Origin of the sequence: Cellulomonas dongxiuzhuiae (assembly GCF_018623035.1) — a bacterium.
Taxonomy (GTDB): Bacteria; Actinomycetota; Actinomycetes; order Actinomycetales; family Cellulomonadaceae; genus Cellulomonas; species Cellulomonas dongxiuzhuiae.
Map to the genome: position 1 here is coordinate 3,444,761 of NZ_CP076023.1, position 25,325 is coordinate 3,470,085.

The 25,325-nt window shown below is 73.1% G+C and carries 23 protein-coding genes and 1 tRNA gene; 4 read left to right on the top strand and 20 right to left on the bottom strand.

The features are described 5' to 3' along the window. Positions 1-91: 91 nt before the first annotated feature. From KKR89_RS15555 to KKR89_RS15565, 3 genes are all read left to right on the top strand, one after another. Entirely contained in the window at positions 92-2,605 is a 2,514-nt protein-coding gene (locus KKR89_RS15555; protein WP_208196238.1) for a penicillin-binding protein, read from the top strand. 4 nt (positions 2,606-2,609) lie between these two features. Further along, positions 2,610-3,578 (top strand): metallophosphoesterase, encoded by a 969-nt coding sequence (locus tag KKR89_RS15560; protein WP_208196239.1) that lies wholly within the window; start codon positions 2,610-2,612, stop codon positions 3,576-3,578. A 47-nt stretch (positions 3,579-3,625) separates the two neighbouring features. Then, a tRNA-Pro gene (locus KKR89_RS15565) sits at positions 3,626-3,699 on the top strand. Positions 3,700-3,768: 69 nt separating this feature from the next. On the opposite strand, the gene KKR89_RS15570 is transcribed toward KKR89_RS15565, so the two are convergent. From KKR89_RS15570 to KKR89_RS15615, 10 genes are all read right to left on the bottom strand, one after another. Next, positions 3,769-3,984 carry a DUF7455 domain-containing protein gene (locus KKR89_RS15570; RefSeq protein WP_225215561.1) on the bottom strand — a complete coding sequence of 72 codons (216 nt, stop codon included), beginning with the start codon at positions 3,982-3,984 and terminating at the stop codon, positions 3,769-3,771. A 154-nt stretch (positions 3,985-4,138) separates the two neighbouring features. Beyond that, entirely contained in the window at positions 4,139-4,564 is a 426-nt protein-coding gene (locus tag KKR89_RS15575; RefSeq protein ID WP_208196240.1) for a hypothetical protein, read from the bottom strand. Positions 4,565-4,647: 83 nt separating this feature from the next. After that, the gene (locus tag KKR89_RS15580) at positions 4,648-5,625 is read right to left on the bottom strand and encodes a DUF4097 family beta strand repeat-containing protein (protein ID WP_208196241.1); all 978 of its coding nucleotides are present in this window, start codon (positions 5,623-5,625) and stop codon (positions 4,648-4,650) included. After that, positions 5,622-6,293: a response regulator transcription factor gene (locus KKR89_RS15585; RefSeq protein WP_208196242.1), complete on the bottom strand. Its 672-nt coding sequence runs from the start codon at positions 6,291-6,293 to the stop codon at positions 5,622-5,624. The genes KKR89_RS15580 and KKR89_RS15585 overlap by 4 nt, the downstream gene beginning before the upstream one ends. Then, positions 6,281-7,627 carry a sensor histidine kinase gene (locus KKR89_RS15590; RefSeq protein ID WP_208196243.1) on the bottom strand — a complete coding sequence of 449 codons (1,347 nt, stop codon included), beginning with the start codon at positions 7,625-7,627 and terminating at the stop codon, positions 6,281-6,283. The genes KKR89_RS15585 and KKR89_RS15590 overlap by 13 nt, the downstream gene beginning before the upstream one ends. Positions 7,628-7,736: 109 nt before the next feature. Next, positions 7,737-8,753 carry a glycoside hydrolase family 43 protein gene (locus tag KKR89_RS15595; RefSeq protein WP_208196244.1) on the bottom strand — a complete coding sequence of 339 codons (1,017 nt, stop codon included), beginning with the start codon at positions 8,751-8,753 and terminating at the stop codon, positions 7,737-7,739. Between the two features lie 11 nt (positions 8,754-8,764). After that, a complete protein-coding gene (arfA, locus tag KKR89_RS15600; protein ID WP_208196245.1) occupies positions 8,765-10,273 on the bottom strand; it encodes an arabinosylfuranosidase ArfA in 1,509 nt (502 codons plus the stop codon). A 110-nt stretch (positions 10,274-10,383) separates the two neighbouring features. Beyond that, the gene (locus KKR89_RS15605) at positions 10,384-11,721 is read right to left on the bottom strand and encodes an ABC transporter substrate-binding protein (protein WP_208196246.1); all 1,338 of its coding nucleotides are present in this window, start codon (positions 11,719-11,721) and stop codon (positions 10,384-10,386) included. Between the two features lie 36 nt (positions 11,722-11,757). Continuing rightward, a complete protein-coding gene (locus tag KKR89_RS15610; RefSeq protein ID WP_208196247.1) occupies positions 11,758-12,675 on the bottom strand; it encodes a carbohydrate ABC transporter permease in 918 nt (305 codons plus the stop codon). Further along, a complete protein-coding gene (locus KKR89_RS15615; protein WP_251140920.1) occupies positions 12,672-13,625 on the bottom strand; it encodes a carbohydrate ABC transporter permease in 954 nt (317 codons plus the stop codon). The genes KKR89_RS15610 and KKR89_RS15615 overlap by 4 nt, the downstream gene beginning before the upstream one ends. A gap of 305 nt (positions 13,626-13,930) precedes the next feature. On the opposite strand from KKR89_RS15615, the gene KKR89_RS15620 reads away from it, so the two are divergent. Then, complete coding sequence (locus tag KKR89_RS15620; protein WP_243882644.1) at positions 13,931-14,956, top strand: LacI family DNA-binding transcriptional regulator; 1,026 nt, start codon at positions 13,931-13,933, stop codon at positions 14,954-14,956. Positions 14,957-15,097: 141 nt separating this feature from the next. Here the strand turns inward: KKR89_RS15620 and KKR89_RS15625 are convergent, their stop codons facing one another. The 10 genes from KKR89_RS15625 to KKR89_RS15670 form a co-directional block, all read right to left on the bottom strand. After that, positions 15,098-17,653, bottom strand: coding sequence for a glycoside hydrolase family 48 protein (locus KKR89_RS15625; RefSeq protein ID WP_208196249.1), 2,556 nt, complete (start codon positions 17,651-17,653; stop codon positions 15,098-15,100). Positions 17,654-17,947: 294 nt separating this feature from the next. Continuing rightward, positions 17,948-18,784: an ABC transporter permease gene (locus tag KKR89_RS15630; RefSeq protein WP_208196250.1), complete on the bottom strand. Its 837-nt coding sequence runs from the start codon at positions 18,782-18,784 to the stop codon at positions 17,948-17,950. Position 18,785: 1 nt separating this feature from the next. Then, on the bottom strand, positions 18,786-19,745 hold the full coding sequence (locus KKR89_RS15635; protein WP_208196251.1) for an ABC transporter ATP-binding protein: 960 nt from the start codon (positions 19,743-19,745) through the stop codon (positions 18,786-18,788). A gap of 86 nt (positions 19,746-19,831) precedes the next feature. Further along, on the bottom strand, positions 19,832-20,569 hold the full coding sequence (locus KKR89_RS15640) for a hypothetical protein (RefSeq protein ID WP_208196252.1): 738 nt from the start codon (positions 20,567-20,569) through the stop codon (positions 19,832-19,834). 74 nt (positions 20,570-20,643) lie between these two features. After that, positions 20,644-21,387 (bottom strand): hypothetical protein, encoded by a 744-nt coding sequence (locus tag KKR89_RS15645; protein ID WP_208196253.1) that lies wholly within the window; start codon positions 21,385-21,387, stop codon positions 20,644-20,646. After that, positions 21,384-22,313 (bottom strand): ABC transporter ATP-binding protein, encoded by a 930-nt coding sequence (locus KKR89_RS15650; RefSeq protein ID WP_208196254.1) that lies wholly within the window; start codon positions 22,311-22,313, stop codon positions 21,384-21,386. The genes KKR89_RS15645 and KKR89_RS15650 overlap by 4 nt, the downstream gene beginning before the upstream one ends. Then, the gene (locus KKR89_RS15655) at positions 22,310-22,693 is read right to left on the bottom strand and encodes a GntR family transcriptional regulator (protein WP_208196255.1); all 384 of its coding nucleotides are present in this window, start codon (positions 22,691-22,693) and stop codon (positions 22,310-22,312) included. Before KKR89_RS15655 ends, KKR89_RS15650 begins: the two co-directional genes overlap by 4 nt. 155 nt (positions 22,694-22,848) lie before the next feature. Next, a complete protein-coding gene (locus KKR89_RS15660; RefSeq protein ID WP_208196256.1) occupies positions 22,849-23,688 on the bottom strand; it encodes a helix-turn-helix transcriptional regulator in 840 nt (279 codons plus the stop codon). Positions 23,689-23,762: 74 nt separating this feature from the next. Beyond that, positions 23,763-24,614 (bottom strand): SDR family NAD(P)-dependent oxidoreductase, encoded by an 852-nt coding sequence (locus KKR89_RS15665; protein ID WP_208196257.1) that lies wholly within the window; start codon positions 24,612-24,614, stop codon positions 23,763-23,765. A gap of 168 nt (positions 24,615-24,782) precedes the next feature. Then, positions 24,783-25,277, bottom strand: a complete 495-nt coding sequence (locus KKR89_RS15670; RefSeq protein WP_208196258.1) for a MarR family winged helix-turn-helix transcriptional regulator — start codon at positions 25,275-25,277, stop codon at positions 24,783-24,785. Positions 25,278-25,325: the final 48 nt, after the last annotated feature.

Below are 25,325 nucleotides of genomic sequence, written 5' to 3' on the forward strand. Positions count from 1 at the left end.
CCCCCTGAGCCGTGTGCAGGTCGCGTGGAGGACCCGCACCGGGCCACCCCGACCTCCCCCGACGAGGGCCACCCCGGGTAGCCTGGCGGGCATGCCGACCCCTGCCCGCGCGCGCGGACGCAGGGTCAGTGCCGTCCAGGCGTTGGCCCTGCTGCTCTCCTTCTGCCTCGTCGCCGGGATCGGTGGCGTCCTCGCCGCCGGCCTGGTGCTGCCCGGCGTCGCCGTCGCCAACGGCCTCACCGGCATGACCGTGACCGCGTTCGACGACCTGCCGAGCGAGCTCGAGCAGCAGCCGCTGCCGGAGAAGTCCGAGATCCTCGCGGCCGACGGCACGCTGCTCGCCACGTTCTTCGTCCAGAACCGCGTCGTGGTCCCGCTCTCCGAGATCGCGCCGATCATGCAGCAGGCGGTCATCGCCGTCGAGGACCGCCGGTTCTACGAGCACTCCGGCGTCGACCCCGCGAGCATGCTGCGCGCCGCGGTCTCGAGCGGGCTGGGTGACAAGCAGGGCGCGTCGACGCTGACGCAGCAGTACGTCAAGAACGTCTTCCTCGACGCGGCCGAGCGTGTCGAGGACCCGCAGGAGAAGATCCGGCTGCGCGCCGAGGCCAAGGTCAACAAGGGTCCCGAGGGCATCGCGCGCAAGCTGCGCGAGGCGAAGATCGCCATCACGCTCGAGAAGACGATGTCGAAGGACGAGATCCTCGAGAAGTACCTCAACATCGCCGCGTTCGGCGCCTCGGTGTACGGGGTCGAGTCCGCCGCCCAGTACTTCTTCAGCACGTCGGCGAAGGAGCTCAACTACCTCCAGGCGGCGACCATCGCCGGCATCACGCAGTCGCCGACGCGCTGGGACCCCGTGGGCCCGGCGGACGAGACGGCGGAGCAGGACGCCGCTCGGTACGCGGACGCCAAGGGGCGTCGCGACCAGGTGCTGGATGACATGCACCAGCTCGGCTACATCACCGACGAGGAGCTGCGGGTCGGCCTCGAGACGCCCGTCGAGGCCACGCTCGCCGTCTCCAAGCTGAGCCAGGGCTGCATGAGCGCCAACGCCACGGTCGCCGGCGCCGGCTTCTTCTGCGACTACGTCACCAAGGTCATCGCCAACGACCCCGCGTTCGGCGAGACGCCCAGCGCCCGCACCAACCTGCTGTACAAGGGCGGGCTCACGATCACCACGACGCTCCAGCCGGGTGAGCAGGCCGTCGCCGACGCCGAGGTCAAGAACGGCGTCCCGGTCGACGACCCCTCGACGGTCGCGAGCGCGGTCGTCACCGTGAAGCCCGGGACGGGCGAGATCACGGCCATGGCGCAGAACCGCAACTACTCGGCTCTCTCGGAGCAGGCGGCGGGCGAGACGTCGGTCAACTTCAACACGAGCTACCGGTACGGCGGCTCGGGCGGGTTCAGCCCGGGCTCCACGTACAAGGTCTTCACGCTGCTCGAGTGGCTCAAGCAGGGCAAGGCCCTGCAGGCGTCGGTCAACGGCACGCGCATGCAGTACAACATGAACGAGTTCACGGCCTCGTGCATCGGCCGCCTCACCGGACCGCCCTACAAGTTCGGCAACTCCGAGGGCGGCCGCGCCATCCAGCAGAGCGTCCTCGACGCGACGAAGAACTCGGTCAACTCCGCGTTCATGGCGATGGCCACCCAGCTCGACCTCTGCAACATCGTGAACGGCGCGGCCGCGCTCGGCGTGACCAAGGCCGGCAACCCGGCCGCGACCGACCCGACGATCGGCACGCCCGCCGGTGACGTGCCGTTCGACCCGCTGCCCGGCAACGTGCTCGGGTCGCAGTCGACGTCGCCGCTGCAGATGGCGGCCGCGTACGCGACCTTCGCCTCGGGCGGCACCTACTGCAAGCCGATCGCCATCACGAGCGTGCGGAACACGGACGGCGAGGAGCTCCCCGTCCCCACCGCGGACTGCCAGGCGGGTGCCATCGAGCCCCGGTTCGCGTCGGCCCTCAACTTCGCACTGAGCAACGTGTGGTCGGGCACCGCGAGCAGCGTCGGCGCGCCGCCGTTCCCGTCCGCAGGCAAGACCGGCACGACGTCGAACAACGAGTACAACTGGTTCGTCGGGTACACGCCGCTGCGCGCCACCGCGGTGTGGGTGGGCTACAGCGACGGCATGCGCACGATGAACCGGGCCACGATCAACGGCAAGCGGTACACCTCCGGCCCGTACGGCTCCTCGATCGCGGCGCCGACGTGGAAGCGGTACATGACGCAGATCCTCGCCGGGACGGAGAACCCCGGGTTCGCCCCGCCCACCGACCGGGAGATCAACGGCGAGCGCGTGGGCGTTCCGTCCGTCGTCGGGCAGAACGAGCAGCAGGCTCGCCAGGCCCTCGAGGGTGCCGGGTTCCGGGTCTCGGTGTCCGGTGACCGCGTGCCGTCGTCGTACCCGGACGGGACCGTCGCCGAGCAGTCGGCGTCGACGGCGACCAAGGGCGCGACGATCACGCTGAAGCTGTCCAGCGGGCAGCCGCAGCAGCAACCGCAGCCGCCGCAGCCCGGGCAGGGCGGCCTCCCGGGGCTCCCGGGCGGGCCCCCGGGGGGCGGGCAGCCCAACCCACCCGGTCCGCGCGGCTGATCGGATGACCTCCACCTCCCCCGGTGCGCACCCCGCGGTGCGCACCGTCGGCGGCCTGGCCCTCGCCGGCGCCGCGGCGCTCGCGTGGGCCTCCCTCGTCGAGGTCCGCTGGTACGCGCTGCGCGAGGTCACCGTCCCCGTGCTGCCTCCCGGTCAGGACCCCCTGCGGGTCCTGCACGTCTCCGACCTGCACCTGACGCCCGGTCAGCGCCGCAAGATCGACTGGGTCCGGGACCTGGCGACGCTCGACCCGCACCTCGTCGTCGACACGGGTGACAACTGGGCGCACCTCGACGCGATGCCGGGGCTGCTGCGGGCGCTCGAGCCGCTGCTGACCGTGCCCGGTGCGTTCGTCCTGGGGTCCAACGACTACCTGGGCCCCAGCCGCAAGAACCCCGCGCGCTACCTGCTCCCCGACGCGCGCCGCACGCCGACCCGCCCCCCGGTGGCCCTGCCGTGGCGCGAGCTGGTCGCACGGCTCACGTCGGCGGGCTGGGTCGACCTGTCGAACCGGCGCGACGCGCTCGAGGTCGACGGGCGTCGCCTGTCACTCGTCGGCACGGACGACGCACACCTGGACCGCGACGAGATGCCCCCCGCCGGCGGAGCCGACGACGTCCGCACGTCGGACGGCCGCTCCCCCGCGGTCGACCTGCACCTCGGCGTCACGCACGCCCCCTACCGGCGCGTGCTCGACGCGATGCACGCCGACGGCGTCGACCTGACGATCGCCGGCCACACGCACGGTGGCCAGCTCGCGATCCCGGGGTTCGGTGCCCTGACCACCAACTGCGACCTCGACCTGAGCCGCGCCAAGGGCCTGCACGGCTGGCCGGGCGCCCGCCCGGACCGCGTGGACGGCGCGGGGTCGTCGTGGCTGCACGTCTCCGCGGGCCTCGGCACGTCGCCGTACGCCCCCGTGCGCTTCGCGTGCCGCCCGGAGGCGACGCTCCTCACACTCGTCTCGCCGTAACGCATTTCGTCTCCGGCGACCTCGTCCGCTATCCTTGCCAGGCTCCACGGGGTGTGGCGCAGCTTGGTAGCGCGCTTCGTTCGGGACGAAGAGGTCGTGGGTTCGAATCCCGCCACCCCGACAGGTCGAAGGCCCCTGATCAGCAGAGATGCGGATCAGGGGCCTTCGTCGTGCGTGGGGGACGGGACGGTCAGCGCTCCGGCGTGCGGACCTCGTCCTGGAGGCGGTGACGCTCGTCGTGGATCTCGGCGCCGGCCGCGACGAGGGCGGACTCGTGCGCCCGGAAGTGGTGACCGCAGAAGAGCAGGACACCACCGGCGCCGGGCAGGGTCGCGCGGGCGAAGGCCTGCGCACCGCAGCGGTCGCAGCGGTCCTGGCGCGTGAGCTCGGCAGTGGCGTGGGACATCGTGGCAACGGTCATGTGGGGCGGTCCTCGTCTCGTCGTCCGGTGCTGGAGAACCCCGACGAGCTCGGGGTGCGGACACCCGTACGAACGGCGGCGGGCGCACGCGTGTTCCGGATCGGCTGTTCGCCCGTACCGAACACGCTTCGGGCGGCCGTCAGGCGCGCGCGGCGCGCGCGCGGCGGCGCCGGCCGGCTCCGGCGACCAGGGCGACGACGCCGGCGCCCGCGGCGGTCCCCAGCAGCACCAGGAGCGCTCCGACCAGCCACAGCCCGGACTCGTCGCGCGGGGCCTGGGTGGCCACCCACGCGGCCGTGAACGTCACGGTGACCGTGGCCACGGCCCGTCGGCCGCCGAGCGCGCGCACCGCCAGCACCGTCACGACGACGAGGCTGACGACGCAGCCCACGACCTGCCACGCCTCGTAGGGCCCGGTGACGTCGCCGGTGACCGGGTCCGTCCGGTACTGCGTGTCCCACCCCAGCCAGGCGAACCAGCAGGCGGCGGTCAGGACGGCGACCAGGGCGTACCGGGCTGCGGCGCGTCCGGGACGTGCGGCGGGGCGTGTCGGTGTCGGGGTCACGCCGCGGAGTCTGGCAGACCGGCCCGGTCCTGTGCACCGCGCGGGCGTGGCGCACGGGCCGGACGGTCCTCGGGGAGGGACGCTCAGCCCTCCGGGCCGAGGTACGCCACGTCGCCGTCGGACGTGCGCAGCTCGACGCGCACGTCGGCGGCGGGGTCCGTCGGCCCCTCGACGCGCTGGCGTCCGTCGGACGTGATCTGCAGCGCGACGGGGTCACCCGTCCCGTGGACCGTCACGTCGCCGTCGACCCCCTGCACCGTGACGTCGCCGCGCACCTGCGCGACCAGCACGTCGCCGTCCCGGTTGCGCGCCGTCAGCGCACCGCGCACGTCGCGCACCTCGATGTGCCCGTCGGAGGCCCGCACGTCCGCGTCGCCGGCCACGTCGGCCAGGACGACCGCGCCGTCGCGGCTGCGCACCGCGACGTCGCCGCCGGCCTCCGTGACGCGCACGTCGCCGTCGGACAGCTCCACCGCGACGTCCCCGCGCACGCCCTGCGCCGTGACCTCGCCGTCGCGGCCGCGCACGTCGAGGGCGCCGCGGGCGCCCGAGACGTGGACGTCGCCGTCGGACGCGCGCACCTCGACGTCCGCGGCGGGCCCGGCCACGCGGACCTCGCCGTCGGCGGTGCGGACCACCACGTGCGTGCCCTGCGGCACCGTGACCTCCAGCCCCGCGGAGCAGCTCATCGCCCGCAGGCCCACGCACTCGTGCCGCACGACCGTCCGGTCGCCGTCCGACGTGACCTCGTACCGGGGCCCGCCCCAGGCGAACCGCGCGACCCGCTCCACGCGCACGTCGTCCACCGCGGCCACGGTCACGAGGACCTCGTCGTCGGCGACCAGCTCGACGACGCCCGTGGCCGCGAGGGTCGCCGCGGCGGTCGTGGTCTGCGTGAACATCCACGCCAGGACCTGCACGACGCCGAGCGCCAGCAGCAGGGCCGCGAGCACGGCGCCCACCACGGTCAGCGCGCGTCCGCCGGCCGGGCGTCGCGCGGGCGCGGCCGGGGCGGCGCCCGGCGTCGTCGGCGGGACGTGGGTGGGCTGTGGGGCGGTCACGGACGTGCTCCGTTCGTCGGGCCGTCCTCGAGCCAGCGCAGCACCGCGAGGACGCGGCGGTGGTCGTCGGCGTCGGGCGGCAGGTCGAGCTTGGTGAGGATGGACGTCACGTGCTTCTCGACGGCCGGCAGCCCGACGACGAGCCGCTCGGCGATGGCCGCGTTGGACCGGCCCTCGGCCATGAGCGCGATGACCTCGCGCTCGCGGGGCGACAGCACGTCGGACAGCGTGCGCCGCGAGCGCGCGAGCACCTGCGCGACGACCTCGGGGTCGAGCGCCGTGCCGCCGCCCGCGACACGGGCCAGCGCGGCGAGGAAGTCGTCGACGTCGGCGACGCGGTCCTTCAGGACGTACCCCAGCCCCCGCGCGTCGGCCGCGAACAGCTCGCGTGCGTAGCGCTGCTCGACGTACTGCGAGAGCACCAGCACGGGCAGGCGCGGGTGCAGGCCCCGCAGGTGCACGGCCGCGCGCAGGCCCTCGTCGGTGTGCGTCGGGGGCATGCGGACGTCGGTGACGACGACGTCGGGCAGGTCGGCGGCGGGGTCGCCCAGGACGGCGACGAGCTCGTCCGCGGTGCGGTAGCCGGTGACCGCGTGCCCCTCGGCGGTCAGCAGACGGGTCAGCCCGTCGAGCAGGAGGACGGAGTCCTCGGCGATCACGATGCGCACGGCACCTCCACGGTGAGCACGGTGCCCCGACCGGCGGGACTGACGAGGTGGAACGTGCCGTCCAGCGCCTCGACGCGGCGGCGCAGGCCGTCCAGCCCGCCGCCGGGCGCGGCGTGCGCGCCGCCGGCGCCGTCGTCCGCGACCTCGATGCGCAGCCGGTCGCCCTCGACCGCTGCGCGGACCGAGCCCCGCGTCGCGGTCGCGTGCTTGGCGAGGTTGGTGAGCGCCTCGGCGACGACGAAGTACGCGGCGGCCTGCGCCTGCGACCCGACGCCGTCGCCGACGCCGTGGGCGTCGACATCGACGGGCACGGGGCAGCGGGCCGCGAGCGCCGACAGCGCGGCGTCCAGGCCGCGGTCGGTGAGCACGGCGGGGTGGACGCCCCGCACGAGGTCGCGCAGCGCGGCCAGCACCTCCTTGACCTCACCGTGGGCCGCGTCGATCGCGGCGACGGCCGCCGCGGGGTCCTGCGCGGCGGTCCGGCGTGCGACGCCCAGCTCGACGCCGAGCGCGACGAGGCGCTGCTGCGCGCCGTCGTGCAGGTCGCGCTCGATGCGGCGGCGCTCCTCGTCGGCGGCCACGACGGCGGCCGTGCGCGTCTCGCGCAGGTGCTCGGCGCGGCCCTCGGCGACGTCGGCCCGCTGCTCGGCGGCCCGCGCCGCGCGCTCGGCCTCGGCACGCGAGCGACCTCCCAGCAGCGCGCGGGTCAGGCGGACCTGCGCGAGGTTCGTGAGCTGCACGACGAGCGCCGCGAGCCACAGGGCGATCAGGGCCCCGGGGACGAGGAGGACGAGGTGCAGCCCGTTGACCCGCCCGGCGAACGGTGCGGCGGGCACGACGAGCGCGAAGGCCGCCAGGCTGAGGGCGACGGACCCGGCCGTCCACGCCAGGAGGCACGTGAGAAGCGCGTGCGCGACGGCGGCCCACGAGCGGGCGTCGCGCAGCCACGGCCACCAGGAGAGGGGGCGGTACGGGGCCTCGGGTCCGGGCGCGGGCGGCGGCACGACGACGCCGAGCTGGGCGCGCAGCCGCGCCCGCTCCCCCGTGCCGTACCCGCGGGCCACGACCAGCGTGAGGACGAGCAGCGGCACGCCGACCACGAGCACCGCCAGGCCGACCCCGAGCGCCACACCGGTGACGAGCAGGACGGACGCCGCGAGGCTCACGGCCGCCGCCAGCACGACCTGCCCCGCGCCGGCCCAGGTCGCCCCCGCGACGGGGGCGAGCGCGAGGGCGCGGCCGCCGGTGAGCATGGGCGCGACGAGGCGGACGTCGTCGGCGAGCGCGATCTCGTCCGGGCGCGGTGGCGCGGCGGCCTGGGGGGCTGTGCTCATGCCGACGACGGTAGGCGCCCCGCACGGCCGTGCGCTGCGGTGCCCGCCCACGTCGGGGGGTAGGGCCAGCCCTACCCGCCACCCGCGCGGTTGGCGCCGCGGCACCGACTCACGCCGGCGGGTAGGCCGCGCGCAGCCGCTCCCACTCGTCGCCGACCAGCGGCAGGACGCCGCCGTGCTTGGTGTCGGGCGGCATGCGGAACCGGCCCGGCGGGATCCGTTCCCACCGGCCGCGGGCGAGGTCGGTCGTCCGGAAGCCGACGTAGCCCTGGGGCCGCCGGTCGTACTGGTCGAGGAACAGGTACCAGACGTCGTCGTGGTGGTCCTTGAACAGGATCGGCGCCTCGAGCCGGTCGAACTCGTCGGCCCCGATGCGTGTCGCCACGGTGCGGTACCCGTCGGCGAGCAGCGCCGGTCCCACCTCGTGGTGCACGCGGTCGGACCCAGGCTCGAAGGACTCGTGCTTCGAGATGCGGTGCACGACGCCGTCCTGGACGAGGATCGTCGTGTCGATGACCCCCGAGCCGCGGTCGATCAGCACGTGCCGCTCCCCCAGTCGCCGGAAGTCCGGCGTCCACGCGGCCAGGACGCGGCTGTACGCGTCGCCGCGGTGCTCGACGTCGTCCGCGGCGTACAGGGCCGACGACCAGAGCAGCAGGTACTCGCCCCGGTCGGCGTCGTACACGGCCTCCGGGGCCCAGGCCATGCCCGCCTCGGGCGGCGCGACCTCGAGCGTCCACGGCTCGGACCACGTGACGAGGTCCGGCGACCGCCAGACCAGGATGCGGCGGCTGCCCCGGCGCGTCCACGCGTCCCACCCGGCGTCGTCGCCGCCGTAGATGCGCAGGTCGGTCGCGACGAGGAAGAAGCCGTCCGGGCCACGCACGACGTACGGGTCACGGATGCCCGTGGTGCCGAGCGGCGAGCGCAGCAGCGGCTGCCCCCGGTTGAGACGCACCCACGCACAGGGGTCGTCCCCGTCGCTGAGCGAGAGGTGGACCTGCTCGCCGTACCCGTCGGGGTCCTCGACGAAGTGCACGAGCAGGTACCCGAAGCCGTCACCCGGCGACACGCCGGCCCTCCCCTGCGGCTGGGCGGGTGCCGGGGTCGCCGGGTGACGGTCCACGTGCGGTCCTCTCAGGACAGCTGCAGCCGGAACATGCTCCAGGACGCCGGCGGGAGCTCCGCGCGCAGCGTCGTGCCGTCGACCGCGGCCGACGTGTGCGGCCGCGGCACGACGCGGTCGGGCTCCTGCATCGTGTTGGCCGCGAACAGGTCGTCGTCGGCGAGCACGACGGCCTCCGTGAGGCTCGCGGCGCCGAAGCCGCGCAGGTCCGTGGCGAAGGAGACGGCCTCGGTGGGGTTGCGGTTCACGACGAACACCGCGAGCTGCCCCGTCTCGGCGTCGTGCGTGGCGACCGCGTCCAGGACCGCCACCTCGCCGTGCTTGGCGGTGGTGAGCGTCGGCGCGTCCACCCGCAGGTCGAGCACCTGGCCCCGCGCGTGACGTGCCATGAGGGCGAAGGGGTGGAAGATCGACTGGCGCCACGCCGGCCCGTCGGGCTCGGAGCGGATGGGGGCGATCGTGTTGACGAGCTGCGCCTGGCACGCGATGGTCACGCGGTCGCTGTGCTGGAGCAGCGTGATGAGCAGCGAGCCGACGACGACGGCGTCGAGCACCGTGTACGCGTCCTCGCTCAGCCGCGGCGCGACCGTCCAGTCCTGCTGCCCGACGGCGCCGGCCAGGTCGCGCTGGTACCAGACGTTCCACTCGTCGAACGAGATGTCGATCTTCTTCGTCGAGGCGAGCTTGGCACCGACGTGGTCGGCCGTCGCGACGACGTCACGGATGAACCGGTCCATGTCGACCGACGAGGCGAGGAAGCCGGCGACGTCGTCGCCCTCGAGCTCGTAGTACGCGTGCGCGGAGATGTAGTCCACGAGCTCGTAGGTGTGCTCGAGGACCGTCGCCTCCCACTCGCCGAACGTCGCCATGGCCCGTCCGGACGAGCCGCACGCGACGAGCTCGAGATCCGGGTCGAGCTGCCGCATGCCGCGTGCCGTCTCGGCCGCGACGCGCCCGTACTCGGCGGCGGTCATGTGCCCGAGCTGCCACGGGCCGTCCATCTCGTTGCCCAGGCACCACAGCCGGATGCCGTGCGGCTCCTTGGCGCCGTGCTCGATCCGCAGGTCCGACAGGGCCGTGCCCTGCGGGTGGTTCGCGTACTCGAGCAGCTCCATCGCCTCCGGCAGGCCGCGGGTGCCCAGGTTGGTCGCCATGATGGGCTCGACCTCGGCCTTGCGGGCCCACGCCATGAACTCGTTGAGCCCGAACGCGTTGGTCTCGATCGTGCGCCACGCGGGGTCGAGCCGGGTCGGCCGGTCGGCCACGGGGCCCACGCCGTCCTCCCACCGGTAGCCCGAGACGAAGTTGCCGCCCGGGTAGCGCACCGCGGTGACACCGAGCTCGCGCACCAGCTCCAGGACGTCACCGCGCAGGCCGTCGTCGTCCGACGTCGCGTGGCCGGGCTCGAAGATCCCGCCGTACACGCACCGACCCATGTGCTCGACGAACGACCCGAACACCCGGCGGTTGACGGGCGCCACGACGAACGCGGGGTCGATCGACAGCTTGCCGCTCTGCATTGCTACTCCTGTGGTGGATGGACGCCCGGTCGCGGGTTGGCCGCCTGTCGGACGCGGTATGACGGACCGCCCCGGGCTCCGGCACGTGCCGGAGCCCGGGGCGGGCGGGACTACTCGCCGATCTGGTTCTCCAGGTCCTTCTGCGCCTGGTCGAGAGCCTGCTGCGGCTCCACGCCGTTCTCGTACACCTCGGTCAGCGTGGTGGTGGTGAAGACGTTGTTGAGCGCCGGCAGGTTCGGGTTGCTGAAGGCCTCGAAGTGGCCGATGCCGTCCTTGACCTCGTTGAGCACGTCGAACAGGTTCGTCCGGAAGTACTTGTTGAACTTGTTCTCCGGGTCCTTCGTGACCGCCTCGTCCTCCCACACCGACATGTTGACGGGGTCGAAGCCGAGGACCTCCCACACGGCGACGTTCGCCTCGGGCGACAGCTTGGCGAACGCGAGCCACTCCGCCGCGAAGTCCTTCTTCGGCGACGACTCGATGACCGCGGTGCCGGTGCCGCCGCCGCCGATCGTGCCGACCTCGCCACCCTCGACCACGGGGGCCGGCGCGATCGCGACGTCCCCGGCCAGGTCGGGCATGTAGTCGACGAAGCGCGAGGTGTACCAGGCGGGGTAGACGACGGCCGCGTACTCGCCGCTGTTGATGACGCCGAAGGCCTCCTCGTCGTCGGGGCTGCCGCCGGGGATGGTCGAGATGGCGCCGGCCTGCAGCATGTCCTGCTGCATGGCGAACGCCTCGACGACCTCGGGGCTGTTCACCGCGAGGCCGCCGTCCTCGTCGAAGAAGTTGCCCCCGAGCTGCGCGACCATGAGCGGCTCGACGAAGTTCACGGTGGTGCTGGCGATGCCGAAGGCCTTGCCGGTCGCGTCGTGGTACTGCACGCCCGCGGCCTTGAAGTCGTCCCAGGTCTCGATGGTCGTGTAGTCGATCCCGGCGGCCTCGAGGAGGGCCGCGTTGTAGAAGGAGACGAACGCCCCGACGTGCATCGGGAACCCGAGGACCTTGTCGTCACGGCTGTACAGATCGAGACGCGCCTGCACGATGTCGTCCTGGTAGGGGGCCGCCGCCTCGCTGAGGTCCATGAGCGGCGTGCGGCCGTCCTCGGCGACGAAGTTGGAGAACTTGTTGACCTCGATGTCGACGACGTCCGGCAGGCCGGAGCCTGCGTTCACGGCGAGCTGCAGCTTGTTGTGCATGTCCTCGTACGGGTACACGGTGACCTCGAGGTCGACCGGGCGGTCCGGGTTCTGCTCGTTCCACTCCTCGGCCATCTGGTCGTAGTAGTCCGCGTGGAGCTCGGCGAACACCCACATGTCGAGCTTGGTCGCCTCGCCGTCGGCGGGCGGCGCTGCGGACTCGTCCGAGCCGCCGCCGCATGCCGAGAGCATGAGCACGCCTGCGACGCCCACTGCTGCGAGCGGCAGGTACCTGCGTGGTCCAGCCATGGTTGTGACTCCATTCCTTGTTGGTGCGGTGGGCGTTCAGCCCTTGAGCGCCCCCGCCGTCATGCCGGCGACGAAGAACCTCTGGAAGCAGAGGAAGAGGACGAGAACGGGCAGCAGTGAGAAGAACGAGCCGATGATCAGCAGGTCGTAGTTGTTGCCGTACGGCGTGAGGAGGGTGTTGAGGCCGATCGGCAGCGTGAACTTCTCGGCCGAGCGCAGCACCAGCAGCGGCCACAGGAAGTTGTTCCACGTGACCATGCCGTTGAGGATCGCCATGGCGGCCATCGCGGGACGCGCGATGGGCAGCACGATGCGGAAGAAGATGCCGAACTCGGTGACGCCGTCGACGCGCCCGGCCTCGAGGAGCTCCTTGGGGATCCCCAGGAAGTACTGGCGGAAGAAGAAGATCGTGACGGCGGCCGCGAGGAACGGGACGACGATCACGGAGTAGGAGTCCGCGAGCCCGAGGTCGTTCACCATGACGTAGAGCGGCAGCATCATGATCTCGAACGGGACGGTCATGAGCAGCAGCACGGCGATGAACGCGGCGGTCTTGCCCTTGAAGTCGTACATCGCGAACCCGTACGCGATGAACGAGCTGACGAGCAGCGTGCCGGCGACCTGCACGACGGTCAGGCCCACCGAGTTGGCGAACCACCGGAAGTACAGGCCCGAGTCGGTGAAGAGCATCGCGTAGTTGTCGAACGAGAACGTGCTCACGTCGACGTCGAGCCGCAGGCCGTTGCGCATGATCTCGCCGCCGTCCTGGAACGTCCCGGCGAAGATCGCGAGGAGAGGCACGAGGACGATGAACGCGATGACGACGAGGAAGACGCTCTGGACCGTGACGAACAGCGCCCGCGGCAGGGGGTGCTTCGTGCGGGAGCGGGGGGCGATGACCTCGGGCCCCGTCGACGGGTCGGCCGTGGTCGACGGCGAGATCGGCGCGCTCATCGGGACTCCTCCTTCTTGAACGTGCCGGTGAGCTTCAGGTACGTGAGGTTGATCGTCATGATCACGACGAGCAGCACCACGCCGACCGCGGAGGCGTACCCGAGGTCGTTCTCCTCGATGCCGCGGCGGTACAGGTAGCCGACGACCGTCAGGCCCTGGTTGTTCGGCGAGCTGTTGCCGTTGTAGAGCATGAAGCTCTCGAGGAACATCGCCAGGCCGCCGTAGATGCTGATGGTCGTGACGTAGACCATGGTCGGCTTGATGTTCGGCAGCGTGATGGAGAAGAACTGCCGGACCTTGCCGGCACCGTCGATCGACGCCGCCTCGTAGTACTCGTCGGGGATCGACTGCAGCCCCGCGAGGAAGTAGAGGATGTTGACGCCGGTGTACCGCCAGGTTGCCAGGGCCAGCAGCGCGACGAGGCCACCCAGGTCGGTCCGCATCCAGCGCACCGGGTCGGCCCCGAACCAGGTGACGACCTCGTTGACCAGTCCCGTGCTCGCCTCGGAGAACATGAGCCGGAAGATGATGCCGGCGACGACCACGGACGTCAGCGCGGGTACGAACATCGACGCCTTGAAGAAGCCCTTGAGCCGCGCGGAGCCGAGCCGCGAGCTGATGACGGTCGCGAGGAGCAGCGGACCCGGGATGAGGATGACGAGCGTGAGCACCATGTAGCGCGCGCTGTTGTACATGGCCTGCCAGAAGACCCGGTCACGCCACAGCCGCTCGTAGTTGTCGGTGCCGATGAAGCTGGCCTCGCCGAACATCACGCTCTGCGTGCTCATGACGAACGTCCGCACGAGCGGCACGCTCCAGAACGCCAGCAGCGTGATGATGAACGGGGCGATGAAGAAGTACGGGGCGAGGCGCTGCGAGTACAGCAGCGCCTTGAGCCGGTGCCCGACCGGCGTGCCGGGGGACGCCGTTCGTTCCTGCAGCTGTGCCACTTCTGCTCCTCCTGCCTTCCAGGGAGGGCCTCGCTGCTCGACACCTGTGTCGAGCCGGGCACCCCGCCCTGGATCGGACGTTTCACCTCGTGTGGCACGGTGCTCGTCGCCTATGACGATATACACCGCTGACCTGGCGCTTTACGACGTCGTAACCGCGAGGCAACTATTGCGTCCGCGTCGGACGTCTGTCAACCTCTCGACATGAGAACGACGGGACGGCCTGGGCGGCCGGACGCAGGGGCGGACGCACGGGCGGCGGCGGGGGTACCGCAGAACGCGCGGCAGTCGTCGTGAAGGTGACGATGCAGGAGGTCGCACGGCGCGCCGGCGTCTCCAACAAGACCGTCTCGAACGTCGTCAACGACCACCCCCACGTGCGCCCCGAGACGCGGGCACGCGTACAGCAGGCCATCGCGGAGCTGGGCTACCGGCCGAACCTGTCGGCCCGCGGCCTGCGCTCCGGCAGGACCGGCGTCATCGGGCTCGCCGTGCCGCAGCTGCGGCAGCCGTACTTCGCCGAGCTCGCCGACGCGGTGATCGCGGCCGCGGAGCGGCGCGGCCTGGGGGTGATCATCGGCCAGGCCGGGGCGGACCGTGACCACGAGACCGCCGTGCTCGCGAACGGCCTGCGGCAGACCGACGGCATGCTCTTCAGCCCCGAGCACCTCGGCACCGAGGACCGTCACCTGCTCGACGACGTCACGTACCCGCTGGTCCTGCTCGGCGAGCGGATCTTCGGCGGCCCCGACGACCACGTGACCATGCACAACGTCGAGGGCGCCCGCGCGGCCGTCGAGCACCTGGTCGGCCTCGGCCGGCAGCGCATCGCCGTCCTCGGGGCCCACCCCGACCGGCGCAGCGGGCAGATGCGCCCGTCGGACCTGCGCGTGCGCGGCTACCGCGAGGCGCTCGCCGTCGCCGGCCTGCCGGAGGACCCGCGGCTCGAGCGCGCCGTCGCGCCCTGGCTCCCGCAGGACGGCGTGGACGCGACCCGCGAGCTGCTCGCGTCCGGCGTCGAGTTCGACGCGATCTTCGCGCTCAACGACAGCCTCGCCATCGGTGCCCTGCGGGCGCTCGCCCAGGCCGGGCGCCGCGTGCCCGACGACGTGGCCGTCATCGGGTTCGACAACATCGGCGACGGCCGCTTCTCGACCCCCTCGCTGTCCAGCGTGGACCCGGGCCGGGAGGAGATCGCCGAGACGGCCGTCGCGATGCTCGTCGAGCGCATCGAGGCCGGCACCCGGGACGTCCGCCCGCCCCGGCTCCACAAGGCGGCCTTCCACATCGTGGCCCGCGAGTCCACGGGCGGGCACGACGACGAGGCCTGAGGTGGCGAGCCAGGAGCGTCGCGTGCACCGGGGGACGTCGTGCAGCGTGGAGCAGGACGAGGGGCCGACCCCGGGCGAATGCCCGGAGCCGGCCCCTCACCCGTCGTGCATGGGGTCACGACGGGTCGCGGTCACCTGTCGCTAGGAGCAGGTGGCGCCGTTCAGCGTGAAGGACGTCGGCGCGTTGTTGGTCCCGGAGTGCGAACCGTTGAAGCCGATGTCCACCGAGCCACCGGCCGCCAGCGAGCCGTTCCAGGCCTCGTTGGTGACCGTCACGGCCGAGCCGGACTGCGCCCACTTGGCGCTCCAGCCCTGCTGGACCTGCTGACCGTTGGCGAAGCTGAACTTCAGGGTCCACCCGTTGAGGGCGGCGGTCCCGCGGTTCGTGATCTTCACCGAGGCCGTGAAGCCGGTGTTCCAGCTGTTCGCCGTGTAGCTCACCGAGCAGGACGCACCCGGGTTCTGCGTGGGCGTCGGGGTGACCGACGGCGTCGGGGTGACCGACGGCGTCGGCGTCACGGTCGGCGTCGGCGTCACGGTCGGCGTCGGCGTCACGGTCGGCGTCGGCGTCACGGTCGGCGTCGGCGTCACGGTCGGCGTCGGCGTGACCGTCGGCGTCGGGGTCGGCGTTGCGCCGCCCTCGAACAGGCGGGCGTAGTCCGACAGCGCACCGGCGATCGCCGTCTGCGCCCAGAACCGGTGGTACTCGAACTGCGGGTCGGCCCCGCCGTTGAGCGCCGCCTGGACCTTGGCCCACTGCGGGTCCTGCTTGTAGAACGACCGGATGTCGAGGAACGAGACGCCGGGCTTGACCTGGTCGCCGTTGGGCATGGTGCCCGTCCAGCCGGACGGGATGTACACGCCGTTGCCGCCCGCGGTGTAGACGTCGTCGAACCGCTTGTAGTCCCCACGGGTCTCGACCGAGGACACGCCCAGGGAGTCCTGGTTGTTGTCCCAGATCGCGTCGAGCAGGTTCTTGGCGGTGTCGCGCGCCTCGGTGTTGCCCGACTTGGCCGCGTAGAACAGGAGCGCACGGGCGGTGTCGCCGGCGACGCCGACGTCCTGGCCGGAGCTCTTGAGCGTGACGGTCAGACCGGAGTTGGAGCCCGGGTTGGTCGGGTTCCAGGTGTCGGGCTTGCCCGACCACGTGAGCTCCGACGGGACGGACCAGTCGGCGCCATCGGTCTCGATGTGGTCGACGACCCACGCGGCCCACTTGTCGAGGACGGTCTTCGCCTTGGCGTTGCCCGTCTCGTAGTAGAGCTCGGCGAGCCGCTGGACGCCCCACGCCTGCATGCCGAACCACTGGTTCGACGGCGGGTCGTTGTAGACGGGCGCCTCGGTGTAGGCCATGCCGTAGAACGTCGGCGTGCCGGCCGGGGGCTGCGCGTACGCACCGTCCCAGCTGTTGGTGGCGCCACCGGCGATCGGGCCGTTGGACGACTGCAGCCACTGGTAGAGCTCGACCTGACGCTCCGCGGCCTTGGTCCAGTCCGCCTTCGCCGTCGCCGACTTCGGCGTCAGCTTCGGGTCGTTGGACAGGGCCCACGCGGCGAACGGGTTCTGGTACCCGAAGTGCGCGTGCGACGAGCCGATGCGCCACGCCCAGCCGGAGCTGGTGTCGGTCGCGCCGCCCCAGGCCATGTACCAGGACAGCAGGTAGTGCGCGCTCTCCTTGCCGGACCCGGCGGGGCAGCTCGGCGACGTGCAGCCGATGGTCTTGAAGTACTTGTCGAACAGCGTGTAGCGCAGGTAGTCACCGAGCTTGGCGGCCTTCGCGACGGTCGCCGCGACGTCCGCGGCCTTGCCCTGCTCGGTCGCCCACTTGTTGGCCCAGTAGACGGCCTCGACGGCGCGCGCGTCGGCGTCGGACGCCGACGTGAACTTCCACTGCTTGGCGTACGACGCGTCACCCGTGAACAGGTCGAGGTAGCCGTTCTTGCCGCCGTACGTGAAGTCGTCGCACGTGGGGTGCGGGACGGTCTCCCACACCGACTCCTGCGGGCCGCGCTGGAAGGTGTTGACGAGCGACATGCCCTCGTAGTCCGGGCCGAGCTGGCAGCCGGGGCCGGGCGCGGCACCGAAGCCGTAGATGTTGTCGACGTCGCCCAGCCAGTGCATCTGGTAGATGTCGTTGTTGCCGTACGTCGCGCGCAGCTCGGCGGCGATCGGGTCCTTGCCGACGCTGCCGCTGCTGCCGATCTGCGACGGGTAGTTGCTCGGGTGGTTGTACTCGGAGGCGTAGCTGGCCGGGGCGTCGGCCTTGTAGAAGGAGTTCGTGGGCTGATCCGCCTGCTGGGGGATCATGTACGTCTCCATGTTGACCCAGGCCTCGTTCAGCGGGTCCCAGTCGCCCGTCGCCTGGCCGTACAGCGCCTCGAGCCACAGCCAGTAGCTGTACGCCTCGGACGTCGTCATGTGCCCGTAGTCCGGCGCCTCGACCATGAGGGTCTCGACCGCGTGGTAGGGGATGCCCTGCGGGCTGAAGTACCCGTTGGCGGGGTCCTTGATCTTGTCGTACTGCTCGAGGAACCGCTCCGCGTACTCGGAGTCGACCGCGACCGCTGCGGGCGCGACCTGCGCCGTGGGCCCGGCGAGGGCGGACGCGGCCTGCGCGCCCGCCACGGCCACGAGCGACGTGGCTGTCAGAACGGCCCAGGCCGCTCTGACGGCACGCCGTCGGGTGCTTGAGGACATCTTCCGTACCTTTCTTGGCGTCGACCACGCACGGCCTCGGTGCCGCCGTGGAACCTGCCGGCGGCCTCGGTGCCGTCGCCAGTCCTGCGAGAAGGAACGGACCGCGAGCCGGTGGCGCGTCTTCGCGCACCGCGGCGAGCGGTCTGGACGTCGCTCACTCTGTTCACGCGCGCGGGTGCCGTCCAGGTGGCGAAACGCTTAGGGGCAGCACGTCGTGGGAGCGCGACCAGACCGGCCGCATGCGGACGGCGCGCCACCCGGTGGGGGTGGCGCGCCGTCGGCACGTTCGGTCCGTCAGCTCCAGCGGAAGATGCGCACCGCCAGCGGCGTCGCGACCGCCGCCCACAGCGCCATGACGACCATCTGCTGCGTCGGGAACGGCGCACCGACCCACGCGTCGGTCATCGCCTGGGTGGCGGCGCCGAGCGGCAGGTACGTGGCGATCGTCTGGACGACCTCCGGCATGATCGGCAGCGGCATCCACACGCCCGCGAAGAACAGGCTGATGAAGTACGCCGTCATGCCCAGCCCGTTCGCCGCTCCCGTCGTCGCCGCGCGCGCAGCGATGAGCGCGCCGAGCCCGAAGACCGACAGCACCGCCAGCAGGAACGCCAGCGCGACGGTCCACGGCTGGCGCGGCAGCTCGATGTCCAGCACGACCACCGCGGAGACGAGCGCGAGCACCGCCGCGACGACGAGCGCCGCGAGGTTGACCAGCACCTGGGCGACCAGCAGCCGCGCCGGACCGACGGGTGTCGTCGACAGCCGGCGCAGCACGCCGCGCTGGCGGTAGGTGGCGACCGTGACGGGGAAGCTCGACAGCCCGATCGTCGCGATCGCCAGGCTCAGCACGATCGGCGTGTACCCCGTGATCGCGGTGATCTGCGCAAGCAGCGGGTCCTGGTCGCTGAAGGGGTCGTCGGCCCAGGGCATCACCAGCCCCAGCACCGTCAGCAGCACCACGGGGAAGCCCAGCGCGAAGAACGCCGCCGCGGGGTCCCGGACGAGCAGCCGCGCCTCCGCGACGATCATCCGGACCAGGGCACCACCACGGCGGTGCGTCGCGGCGGGTGCGGGGGCGAGGGCGCCGCGCCGGGCGGCAGCAGGAGTGGTGGTCGGGGTCGTGGTCATGTCACACCTCCGCGGCGGTCGTGGCGAGCTCGGGCCCGGTGCCCTCGGCACCGGTGAGGGAGACGAACGCGTCCTCGAGGGACGCGCGCTCCAGACGGACGTCGTGCGTGGTGACGTCGTGGTGGGCGAGCGCGACGAGCACGCCCTGGACGAGCGCACCGCCGCCGCGCACCACCAGCGCGCGGTCCTCGACGACCGCCTCGCGCACCCCGGGCACCCCCGCGAGCGCGCCCAGCAGCACGTCGTCGGCGACCGGCACGTCGGGGCGCACGCGCAGCACGTGCTCCCCCTGCGCGAGCTCGACGATCTGGTCCGGCGTCCCGACAGCGGCGACGCGCCCCGCGGCGATGAGCGCGATCCGGTCGCACAGCCGCTCCGCCTCCTCCATGAGGTGCGTGACGAGCACGATCGTGACGCCCGCGTCGCGGATCGCCTCGACGACCGCCCACGTCTCGCGGCGCGCGTGCGGGTCGAGGCCCGTCGTCAGCTCGTCGAGGATCGCCAGCTCGGGGCGGCCGACGAGCGCGAGCGCGACCGACAGGCGCTGCTTCTGCCCGCCGGACAGGTCCTTGAACGCGGCGTCCCGCTTGGCGGTGAGCCCGAGCAGGTCGAGCAGGTCCGCCGGGTCGGCGGGTGCGGAGTAGAACGACGCGTACAGCTCGAGCGCCTCGAGGACCCGCAGCCGGTCGGGCAGCGCCGACTCCTGCAGCTGCAGCCCCACCTTCTCGTGCAGCGCGGCGGCCTGCGTCGTTGGGTCGAGGCCGAGAACGCTCACCGTGCCCGCGTCGGGGCGGCGCAGGCCCGCGATCATCTCGACCGTCGTCGTCTTGCCGGCGCCGTTGCGCCCGAGGACGCCGTAGATCTCGCCGCGCTCGACGGTCAGGGACACGTCCGCGACGGCGAGCGTGCTGCCGTACGCCTTGCGCAGGTGCTCGGCCCGGACGACCGGGGTGGTGCTCATGGTGCCTCCTGGTGACGGGGTGGGACGCGGGTGTGCGGTGCCGCGGGGCCGGCCGGGGGCGGGCTCCGTGGTGACGTGGTGCGGGGCTACGGGGTGGCCGGGCGCACCGGGACGCGGGAGGTGACGGCGGCGTGCGCCCCCGCCGTCAGGGCGATGACGAGGAGGCAGGCGAGCAGCCACGGCGCGGCCGCGGCCCACGAGCCACGACCGGCGGGCGCGTCCGCGAAGCCGCCCAGCAGGGCCAGGACCAGCAGCACGGGGCCCGCCGTCAGGGGCAGCGCGAGCGTGCCCCACCACCCGCCGACGCGCTGGTACACGACGCCCACGAGCAGCCCGGAGACGTTGGCGACGACGCACGCCAGCACGAGCTCGGCCAGCAGCAGGCCCGCCGGGGACGACTCGTCCGCGAGGATCGCGTCGGCCACCCGCCAGCCCCACCCGGCGGCGTGGTGCAGCTCCCGCTCCACCGCCGCGAGTGCCGTGAGCACCACCGCGTAGGCGGCACCGGTGCCCGTGGCGACCAGCAGCGTCGCCCGGGCGAAGGTGCGGCGCGTCATGCCGGCGGCCACGTGGACCCGCAGCATCAGGCCCACGAGGATGACGGACTGCGCGAAGGGGAACCAGATCGCGCCCTGGCGCGAGTACAGGATGACGGCCGCGTCGAGCTCGCCGTCGATGCGCGCCAGCACGAACGACAGGACGACGAAGAACGGTGTGACGACCACCCAGAACCAGGCGAGCATGACGAGGTTGGCACGACCGAGCCGGCGCACGGTGTGCGCGACGGGTCCACGGCGGGGCGCGGTCGGGGTGACGGTGCTCATCGTGGCTCCTTCCTGGTGCGTGCGTTCGGGGGTCGGGTCGTGGGTCGGCTCGGAGGTCGCGTCCGCGAGGGCCGTCACGGTCGCGCGGTGACGGGCGCGCGGCGGGCGACGGCGGCGAACACCAGTGCCGTGACGAGGCAGAGCGCCGCGCCCAGGCCGACCAGGAGCAGGAGGGCCTGCGTGTCGGTCGCGGTCGTCCAGATGCCCGGCAGCTCCATCAGGCGCGCACCGCCGACGTACAGCGACGCCAGGAGCGGCCCGACGGTCAGCGGCAGCGTGAGCGTGCCCCACCACGCGCCGCCCCGGAGGTACACGACACCGACGAGCAGCCCGGACAGGTTGCCCAGGACGAACGGCACGGCCTGGTCGAGGAAGAGCGCCCAGACCGGGGACGACGCGTCGGCGAGCTGGACCTCCGTGATGACGGAGTCCCACCCGAGGGCGTCGTGCACGGCCCGCTCGACCAGGACCACCGTCGTCAGGATCGCGGCGTAGGCGAGGCCGGCCGCGACCTCGACGACGAGGACGGCCCGGACGAAGGTCCGCCGCGTCATGCCGGCGGCGACGTGCACCCGCAGGTAGGCGGCGACGAGCATGATGGCCAGCGAGAACGGGAACCACGTGGCCGCCTGCCGGGCGTAGATCGCGATCGAGACGTCGGTGGCACCGGCGACGGCCCACCCGATGACGTTGCCGGCGGCGATCGCGACGACCGCCACGCCCCAGAACCACCCGGCCATCTGCAGCAGGGCGACCGCCAGGCGGCGGGCCGTGTGCACGGTGGGCGAGACCCGCGGGGGTGCGACGGCGGCGGTCACCGGTCCACCTCCCCGCCCGCGGGCCCGACCGTCGAGCCGGTGCGCTGCGGGTCCGTGAGGTGCACGAACAGGTCCTGCAGCGGCACGGGGCCGAGATCGAGCCCGGCGTCCCGTGCGCGGCGCTCGTCGCCCTCCACGAGAGCGCCGCGCACGGTGGTCCGGACCGTCCCGCCGAGCCGCTGCGTCGCGAGCACGTCGCGCCCGGCGACGAACTGCTCGACCGCCGGGGCGGGCCCGGTGACGGCCAGCCCCTCCGCGCGCAGGGTCTCCGCGTCCTGCGCGACGAGCACGCGTCCGCGGTCGAGCACGACGACGTCCTCGAGCAGCTGCTCGATCTCGCCGATGAGGTGGCTGGAGAGGATCAGGGTGCGGGGGTGCTCGGCGTAGTCCGCGAGCAGCGTCTCGTAGAACGCGTACCGGCTGGGCGCGTCGAGGCCCAGGTGGACCTCGTCCAGGATCGTCAGCGGGGCCCGCGCGGCGAGCCCGAGGACGATGCCGAAGGCCGACTTCTTGCCGCGCGAGAGCTTCGACGGCTTGCGCCGGGGGTCGAGCTCGAACAGGTCCATGAGCTCGCCCGCGAGCTCGTGCGAGAACGTGGGGCGGGCACCCGAGACGTACGCGAGGTTGTCCTTGAGCGGGTAGTCCTCGAGGACGTCGCCCGACTCCCGCACGAAGCAGATGCCGGGCACGACGCGCTCGTTCTCCCACGGGTCCTCGCCGTCGACGAGCACGCAGCCCGCGGTCGGGCGGCGGAAGGCGGCGAGCAGGGAGCCGAGCGTCGACTTGCCGGAGCCGTTGCGGCCGAGCAGGCCGGTGATGGTGCCGGGGCGGACGGTCAGCGTGACGTCGTCGAGCGCGACGACGTCGTCGTAGCGCTGCGTGACGCCGCGCAGCTCGACGCCCCAGCCGGTGGTCGTCGTGGTCATGGGTGGTCTCCCTCGGGTGCGGGGGTGGCGGCGCGGGCGCGCAGGCGGGCGACGACGTCCTCGACGTCGATGCCGAGGACGCGCGCCGCGTCGGCGACGGGATCGACGGTGTCGGCGAAGAAGGACTCGCGCGCCTCGGCCAGCAGCCGCTCGCGGGCGCCGGGCGCGACGAACATCCCGACGCCGCGGCGCTTGTAGAGCACGCCCTCGTCGACGAGCTGCGCGAACGCCTTGGCCGCCGTCGCGGGGTTGATGCGGAAGGTCGTCGCGTACTGCGTGGTCGACATGACCTGCTCCTCGGCCTGCAGGGCGCCCGAGAGCACGTCCTGGCGGATCTGGTCGGCAATCTGCAGGTACACGGGGTCACGTCCGTCGAACACGGCTACCCCTCCCCGCTGGTTCTGTGGTTCATTACTCGACTAATGAACCACAGAACCGCGCGCACGACAAGCCTTTGACGGACGTGGTCATCCGAGCGTGCGCCCGAACGGGAAGTGGTCACGCGTGTGACCACGTCCCGTGGGGTGCGTGCGGGTCAGCGCAGGACCGGGCGCGGCCCCAGGGACGCCAGCAGGCGCAGCTTGTCGTCGTCGGGCGTCCCGGGGGTCGCTGTGAAGACCAGGAGGACCTGCGCCTGCTCGACGTCGACCAGCTTCTGGCAGTCGAGGAGCATCTCGCCGAGCTCGGGGTGCACGAGCCGCTTGCGGGGCTCGTGCCGCAGGCCCACCTCGTGCTCGGCCCACAGCCGGCCGAACTCGTCGCTGCGCGCGAGCAGCGACTCCACCACCCGGGCGGCCCGCGACCCGGGGCCCTGGCGTGCGAGCGCGGCCCGCAGGTCGGCCACGAAGACGCGTCCGCGCAGGTCGTGGTCCTCGCGCGGGTAGACGTCGCGCGACGCGGGGTCCGCGAACCAGCGGTGCACGACCGCCCGGTCCAGGCCGACGAGCCCCGCGTCGTCACCGAGCAGCGCGGCGGCGGCGGCGTTCTGCGCGAGGGTCTCCCCCAGGTCCGTCATCACCTGCGCGGGCGTGTCGTGCAGCCGGTCCAGGACCCGCATGAGCCCGGGTGCGACGTGCTCGCCGCGCCCGACGCGCTCGGGCGCGGGCCGCCCGGCCAGCCGGAAGAGGTGGTCCCGCTCGGCCAGCGAGAGCCGCAGGCCGCGCGCCATCGCCGCGAGCATCTGGTCCGACGGCTGCGGCCCGCGCGCCTGCTCCAGGCGCGACCAGTAGTCGCTCGACATGTCGCACAGCAGCGCGACCTCCTCGCGGCGCAGCCCGGGCGCGCGGCGCCGCGACCCGCGCGGCAGCCCGACGTCCTCGGGCTGCAGCGCCTCACGGCGCGTGCGCAGGAAGTCGGCCAGCTGCAGTCGGTCCACGCGCGCAGTCTTCGCCCGCACGGGGCGTGCGGCAAGGCCCGGCGGGTGCGCCACCGGCGCGTGCGGCGCGGTCGTCACAGCCGCGTGCCGCCCGACGCCTCGATCCGCTGGCCCGTCACCCAGCCGAGCGCGGGCGAGGCCACGGCCGCGACGACGGCGCCGATGTCCGCCGCCTCCCCGACGCGTCCCAGCGCGGCCTGCGTGGAGAGCGCCGCGCGGAGCCCGCCGGTGTCCCGCACCGCCCCGCCCGCGAAGTCGGTGGCCACGGGCCCCGGTGCGACGACGTTGACCGTGATGCCGCGCCCGCCGAGGTCGACCGCCCAGTAGCGGGTCAGCGCCTCGACCGCCGCCTTCATCGCGCCGTACCCGGCGTGGTCGCCGGGCTGCACGAAGCGCGCGAGCCCGCTCGACACGTTGACGACGCGACCGCCGTCGGCCACGAGCGGCGCGAGGGCCTGGGTCAGCAGGAAGACGCCGCGCACGTGCACGTCGAACAGGCTCTGCAGGTCGTCGGCCGTGGTGCCGCCCAGCGGCGTCGCGAGCGCGTGGCCCGCGTTGTTGAGCAGCACGTCGAACGACGAGCGCCCCCAGGTCTCGCGCAGCGCCGCGGTGAGGCGTGCGGCGAAGCCCTCGACGTCCGTGACGTCGCCGGTGTCGAGCCGCAGCGCGACCGCGCGCCGGCCGAGCGCGGCGACCTCCGCGACGACCGCGGCCGCCTCGTCCTCGTGCTGCCGGTACGTCAGGACGACGTCCGTGCCGTCGGCCGCCAGCGCCAGGGCGCTCGCGCGACCCAGGCCGCGGTTGCCACCCGTGACGACGGCGACCCGCGCGCCCTCGGCGGTGTCCGTGGTGTCCGTGGTGTCCGTGGCGTCCGTGGTGTGCGTGGTGTCCGCGGTGCCCGTGGCGCCTGTGGTGGTGCCGGTCATGGTGGCCTCCCGGTGCCCGGCCGCCCGGTGCGGCCTCGTGGTGCCAGGCTGGGCGCACGCGCGGGGGCGGAGAAGGCAGCGTCGATCCAGGGAGCGGCGGTCCCTGGTTGCGCGTGGCGGCTCATGGCGCCGGCGGCGCTCGTGGCGCTCGCGGTGCCGGTGGCGCCGTCAGCCGCTCACGACGGCGCAGCGGTCCTCGCCGGGCGCGGCGGTGCCGGTCGTGCGCGCGAGCAGGGTGCGCAGCGTGTCGCGCTCGCCGGCGCTCAGCCCGCGCAGCACCTCGGTCTCCGCGGCGGTCATGCGGTCCTCGACGTCGGCGAGCGCGGAGCGGCCCGCGTCGGTGGCGGCGATGCGGCGGACCCGGCGGTCGGCGGGGTCGGGGCAGCGTTCGACCAGGCCCGCGTCACAGAGGTCGTCGAGCAGGTACGTCATGACGGTGCGGTCGATGCCGAGGTGGCTCGCGAGCGCGGCCTGGGTCGGCGGGGCGGCCGCGTGCGCGGCGGCACGTAGCAGGTGGTAGCCGCGCGGGCCTGCCGGGATGCCCGCGAGAGCGTCGGCGACGCTCTCGCGCCAGCGTGCGAGCAGCGTGCCGAGCTGCCAGCCCAGGTCGTCGGCCGAGCGCTCCGGGGCGGGCGCTGCGGCGCGGGTCGTGGTGTGCGTCACGCCCTCAGCATACCCGTGTTCCACTAGATCGTCTGTCGTGCATATGAT